Source organism: Arthrobacter sp. Br18, assembly GCF_000520555.1.
In the GTDB taxonomy this organism is placed as follows: domain Bacteria; phylum Actinomycetota; class Actinomycetes; order Actinomycetales; family Micrococcaceae; genus Arthrobacter_D.
In genome coordinates this window covers 1-5,647 of sequence record NZ_AZSA01000273.1, presented here as the reverse complement: position 1 = coordinate 5,647, position 5,647 = coordinate 1, and the positions used below count along the sequence as shown (strand labels likewise).

Annotated in this window: 7 protein-coding genes; 6 read left to right on the top strand and 1 reads right to left on the bottom strand. The window is 62.4% G+C overall.

Annotated elements, in window-relative coordinates; translation table 11 throughout:
* The 5 genes from Y704_RS0101920 to Y704_RS25030 all read left to right on the top strand — a co-directional run.
* Positions 1 to 601: extracellular solute-binding protein (locus Y704_RS0101920; RefSeq protein WP_026548875.1), on the top strand; the 601-nt coding region annotated here is incomplete at its 5' end.
* A gap of 48 nt (positions 602 to 649) precedes the next feature.
* Positions 650 to 1,678, top strand: a complete 1,029-nt coding sequence (locus Y704_RS0101915) for an ABC transporter ATP-binding protein (RefSeq protein ID WP_026548874.1) — start codon at positions 650 to 652, stop codon at positions 1,676 to 1,678.
* Positions 1,675 to 2,889: an ABC transporter permease gene (locus tag Y704_RS18235; RefSeq protein WP_051476595.1), complete on the top strand. Its 1,215-nt coding sequence runs from the start codon at positions 1,675 to 1,677 to the stop codon at positions 2,887 to 2,889. The genes Y704_RS0101915 and Y704_RS18235 overlap by 4 nt, the downstream gene beginning before the upstream one ends.
* Positions 2,886 to 3,302: an ABC transporter permease subunit gene (locus Y704_RS25035; protein WP_343212796.1), complete on the top strand. Its 417-nt coding sequence runs from the start codon at positions 2,886 to 2,888 to the stop codon at positions 3,300 to 3,302. The genes Y704_RS18235 and Y704_RS25035 overlap by 4 nt, the downstream gene beginning before the upstream one ends.
* Positions 3,188 to 3,514 (top strand): hypothetical protein, encoded by a 327-nt coding sequence (locus Y704_RS25030; protein WP_051476594.1) that lies wholly within the window; start codon positions 3,188 to 3,190, stop codon positions 3,512 to 3,514. The genes Y704_RS25035 and Y704_RS25030 overlap by 115 nt, the downstream gene beginning before the upstream one ends.
* 286 nt (positions 3,515 to 3,800) lie before the next feature.
* On the opposite strand, the gene Y704_RS0101905 is transcribed toward Y704_RS25030, so the two are convergent.
* Positions 3,801 to 4,649 carry an SGNH/GDSL hydrolase family protein gene (locus Y704_RS0101905; RefSeq protein ID WP_162149350.1) on the bottom strand — a complete coding sequence of 283 codons (849 nt, stop codon included), beginning with the start codon at positions 4,647 to 4,649 and terminating at the stop codon, positions 3,801 to 3,803.
* A 48-nt stretch (positions 4,650 to 4,697) separates the two neighbouring features.
* Between Y704_RS0101905 and Y704_RS0101900 the strand changes: the two genes are divergently transcribed.
* Complete coding sequence (locus tag Y704_RS0101900; protein ID WP_026548872.1) at positions 4,698 to 5,537, top strand: transporter substrate-binding domain-containing protein; 840 nt, start codon at positions 4,698 to 4,700, stop codon at positions 5,535 to 5,537.
* Positions 5,538 to 5,647: the final 110 nt, after the last annotated feature.

Here is a 5,647-nt window from a genome sequence, read left to right as displayed (position 1 = left end):
AGACTGGACTGACCTGTGGACCCAGGACGAGTACAAGACCCGCTATGAGCGCGTCAGCGGCATGGGCGCAGCCACCACACAGCTGGTGATGGCCGGGATCCTCACCCGCTACCGCGACGACGACGGCGACCTCGGGGTCAGCGATGAGGGCTGGGAGCAGATTGAACAGTACTTCCAGAACGGAGTGCCGGCTGTCAAGGACCAGGATCTGTTCGCCCGCTTCGCCAGCGGTGAGGTGGACTTCGGCCAGATGCCGTCCTCGTCCATTCCCGGCCGCGAGGAAACGTACGGCGTGACCTCCGGTGCTGTGAGCCCGGAAGACGGCGTCCCCTACGCCATTGAGCAGATCGGCATCATCAAGGGCTCGGAGAAGCAGGAAGACGCCAGGAAGTTTGTCGACTGGTTCGGCGGCGCTGACGTGCAGGGCCAGTGGGCGGCTGAGTTCAACTCGCTTCCCGTGAACGAACAGGCGCTGGCGAGCGCGAAGCCCGAGGTCGTTGAGTTCGATGAACAGTTCACGCACCAGGACATCGACTGGGCTTTCGTCCAGGAGAACCTCGGTTCCTGGATCGAGAAAATCGAACTGGAGTACATGCCGTAATACTCACCGCCAATCCGTCGGTGCCGATAATTCCTTGGAGATCCACCCATGATCCGTTTCGACCATATCCAGGTCACCTTCGATGGCTTCACCGCTATACAGGACCTGGACCTGCAGGTATCGGAGGGTGAATTCTTCACGCTCCTTGGTCCATCCGGATGCGGCAAGACCACTGCGCTGCGCACCCTCGCAGGGCTCGTGGACCCGTCCGCTGGGGATGTCCACATCAATGGGCGAAAGGTCACGCAGCTGCCCAGTGACAAGCGGGAGGTAGGAATGGTTTTCCAGAACTACGCCCTCTTTCCGTCCATGAGTGTGGAGGAGAACATCGCCTTCGGTCTCAAAGTGCGCCGGACCGGGTCCGCGGAACGGGCCCGGTTGGTGGCGGATATTGCACGGCGGGTGGATTTGTCCGACGACCAACTGCAGAAGAACGTTTCCGAGCTTTCCGGAGGCCAGCAGCAACGCGTCGCCATCGCCCGCGCGCTGGTGCTCAAACCGAAAATCCTGCTGCTGGACGAACCGCTGTCCAACCTCGACGCGAAGCTGCGCCAGCAGCTCCGGATCGAACTCAAGGAGCTGCAGGCCGAATCGGGCATCACCACCGTCTATGTCACGCATGACCAGGACGAGGCCCTGACCATGAGCGACAGGATCGCCGTCTTCAACAAGGGGCAGGTGGAGCAGGTAGGCACGCCCCAGGAGATCTATGAGCAATCGTCCACGGAGTTCGTCTGCAACTTCATCGGGGACAGCTCGTTGTTGGGGCCTGAACTGACCAGTCACCTCAACCGCTCATCCAGCAGGACGCTGGACCCGGCCAAGCTGTCCTACCTCCGGGTGGAGAAGGCAGCCCTCGGGTTTGGACAGGGCGACGGCGGGCGAAGCGTCGCTGTTGACGGCCGGATCACCGGGCGTAACTATCATGGCCAGCACAGCCGCTACACGGTCCGCAGCTTCGACTCCGACATCAAGGTACTGGTGAACGAGTCCGGACGCCCGGGACACGAGGTGGGCACCCCGGTCCAGGTGCGGATCGATCCTGCGCAGGTTCTGCAATACGGCGCCCTCGCGTGAGCCGCAGCATCGGCGGGAAGATGCTGCGGTCACCGCTGGTGGTGGTCACCATGGTCATCCTGACGTGGTTCACTGCCGCGTTTCTGCTCTGGCCCAACCTGAACCTGTTGGTCGAGACCTTCTTTCCCTCGGGCCAGTTCTCCGGCCGCGCTGTCGAGAAGCTGCTGTCCTCCGACCGTGCAATGAAGTCGCTGGGCAACAGTTTCCTGCTGGCCGTGGTGCTCGCCGTCACCCTGTTCGTCATGACGTTCGCCACCACCACCAACCACCTGTTGTTCCTCGGCAACGCCATCCGGGCTGCCGGTCCTCAAGCCCACCCTCTTCGCCGTTTTTTCGCCGTCCTGTTCGTCATGACGTTCGCCACCACCACCAACCACCTGTTGTTCCTCGGCAACGCCATCCGGGACGTGGACTACCAGACCATCGAAGCGGCCCGGAACATGGGCGCCTCGGCGTGGACCATTCTGCGCCGGGTGGTGCTGCCGGTCCTCAAGCCCACCCTCTTCGCCGTCACTATCCTGTCCTTCCTCACCGGGCTGGGTGCCCTGAGTGCGCCCCAGGTCCTCGGAGGCGAGGAATTCCAGACCATCACCCCCATGATCCTGACCTTCGCCAACACCTCGACATCACGTGACATCGCGGCCCTGCTGGCCATCATCCTTGGAGTGGCCACCATCGCCATGCTGGCGGTCATGACACGCCTTGAGCGCGGAGGCACCTACTACTCCGTCACCAAAGTGTCGGCCCCACTCCAGAAACAGCGCATCGCCAGTCCTCTGGCCAACGCCGTCGTCCACGCCGCCGCGTACCTTCTCTTCCTCATCTACGCATCCCCGCTGGTGCTGATCCTGCTCTATTCGTTCATGGACGGCGCCGCCATCAGCACCGGGGTCCTCACCCTGGAGCGGTTCACGCTCGAGAATTACGCGCGCGTCCTGTCCCAGGAATCCGCGTTGCGTCCGTTCATCGTCAGCATCGTGTACAGCGGCCTGGCAGCGGTCATCACGGTGGGCGGCCTGCTGTTCGTCACCCGGATCCTGCAGAAGTACCGCACCCGAATCACCGGAACCTTCGAGTACCTTCTGCACATTCCATGGATTCTTCCCGCGGCCATGATCGCCCTGGGACTGGTCATGACCTATGACCGGCCCAATCCCCTGCTCGGCGGGCTGGTACTCAGCGGGACCACCGTCATCCTGTTGGTGTCATGACCTATGACCGGCCCAATCCCCTGCTCGGCGGGCTGGTCCTCAGCGGCACCACCGTCATCCTCCTGGTCGCGTTCGTTGTCGTGAAGATCCCCTTCACCCTCCGGATGCTCAAGGCAGCCTTTGCGTCGGTCAACAACTCCATGGAGGAAGCCGCAGCCATCATGGGTGCGGGCGGCCTCTACACCTTCCGCCGCATCCTGTTGCCTGCCGTGCTGCCCACCGCGGCGGCCATCGCCGCCCTGAACTTCAACAGCCAGCTCGAAACTTCAACAGCCAGCTCGACGACTACGACACCGCCGTGTTCCTGGCCCACCCGCTCTACCAACCACTCGGGCTGCAGATCAAGGCCAATACCGACGGCGGCGCGGACGTCAACGCGATCGCGAACACCTTCGTCTACACCGTGCTCCTGATGATCGTGATGGGCCTGACCATGTACCTGGTCTATGGACGCGCCGGTAAACGCACCAGGCGCAACCCGCGACGCTCGGCTTCCCCGGGAATCACCACCGGACCTGACACCGGCAACACGTCCGGCGCCCACGTTCCCATGGGGCCCGCGGCTTCGGAGGAGAATCAACCGGTGCCGTCCATCCCGGGAGCCCCCGCCAAAGGATCACCCTGACCACTGCCTGGGCCGAAAGAGTCCACCGCCGATGACCCTCGGGGCCGCGTAAGCCTAGATCCCGGAGCCAGCCAGGGATTCGTTGACTTCCTCGGCAAGGAAGGCGTGGCCGTCAGTGGTGAGGTGGTAGCCGTCCCCGGAGTCGTACTCTTCACTGTTCTCCGGGGTGAACCACGGCGCGGGGTCAATGAACTCCGCGCGGCCACATTAGCGCCGGTTCGAAGGGCCGCTGTCTACTCCAAAAGTGATTGGTTCTCCGGGTAGAGCGCGGCTGGTCCAATCACGACTATCCGCGCAGCGGGCCACGCTTCGGTGCAGTGGTGAGGTGGTAGCCGTCCCCGGAGTCGTAGCCCTCACTGTTCTCCGGGGTGAACCATGGCGCGGGGTCGATGAACTCCGCCCCGGCCACGGTAGCGCCGGTTCGGGTCACCGCTGTCCCTTCCAGGAGCGTTTCACTTGCCGGGTAGGGCGCGACGGGCCCGATCACTACTATTCGTGCATCAGGCCACGCCGCAGTGGCGGTTTCTACTGTCGCGCTGATGGCGTTGATGGTCGGGACACTCAATGTGCTGGTGTCATCGAGGCCGCCTTGGAGAACAACAATGGCCGGGTTCAGGGTCGCATTGTCCGCGTGCTTGGAGATGCGTGCCTGGTACTCATTCCCATCCGAGCCGTCCATGTCACTCCCGAAAGTGAAGCCAGTGGAGCCGATCCCATCGACGACCGCATTCCATTCACGGGCCCGGGAAAGGACGCGGGCAAAACCTTCCTCGGATGGGGTTGTTGTCCCGTAACCCTCCGTGAATGCATCGCCGATGAAGAGCGCTTGTGATCCAGCCGCCACGGATCCGATGGTTGGTTCGGGGCTCTCCGTGGGCGCAACGGTCGGTGGCGATACCGGGCTGGACCGGTAGGCGCGGGCGGCCTCCGCGTTCGCTTGAAGGACATCCTGCTGGTTCAGGTAGAGACCAGTGATGCCAAGGAGGACGCCGAGCCCAAAACAGGTAGCCGCAATGGGATTGAGCCGTTTCGAGACGAACGTGCGGAGCGTGGATTTTTGAGATGACGGCAAAGTGATTCCCCATATTCTGAAACCGATACTGCCCAATAGTACGAGGCCACTACCCTGAACCATGCCCCAAGGCCGCTTCGCCGGCCCTCGAAGGAAAGAGAAACGGATCTCATGAAGTCGCATCAGTTCACTGCAACTCTCGCCCTGGGCCTCCTGGTCCTCACCGGATGTTCTTCCACCACCGAAAATGACGAAGGTGCCAGCGCCAGCCCGGAAGCTGTCAGCAGCGAAACCGAGACCGACCAGGGTTCGCGACTCGACGCAGTGCTGGCTGCCGACACCTTGAAGGTCTGCACCACGGGAGATTATCGGCCCTTCACCTATCTGGATCCCGAGACGGAACAGTGGAGCGGCATCGACATCGACATGGTGGAGAATCTGGCTACCCGCCTGGACGTGGACGTCGAATATGTCCAGACCACCTGGGCAACACTGATGCCGGACTTCCTCAATAGCTGCGACATCGGAGTAGGCGGCATTTCCATCTCTCTGGAACGCGCGGAGCAGGCCTTCTATACGACGGCCACCCTGGACGAGGGCAAAACCCCGATCACCCGGTGCGAGAACGTTGAAAGGTACGACACCGTCGAGGAAATCAACCAGCCGGGCGTCCGCTCCATCACCCCGATCGGCGGCACGAACGAGAAGTTTGCCGACGCAAACTACCCCGACGGGGAAATCATCCGCTTCGAGGACAACAACACCATCTTCGATGAGATCATCGCCGGACGCGCCGACGTGATGACCACCGATGCCTCCGAGACGATGTGGGTGGCGAACCAGCATCCGGAGCTATGCGCCGTACATCCGGAGGACCCCTTCGACTACTCACAGAAGGCCTACCTCCTCCCGCGGGGCGATGACGTATTTCAGGAATATGTTGACCAATGGCTGAACATGGCCATCAATGACGGAACTTACGACGCCGCAAAGGCGCCCTGGTTCGGATAGCACCTCTTGGCTCGGTGCGGCTACAGCAGCGGTGGCGGCCGGAAGTCGCCCAGGCGATGCTCTTCACTCCTGGACATCCAGTACCGCTTCACCTCGGTGAGGAAGAGGTC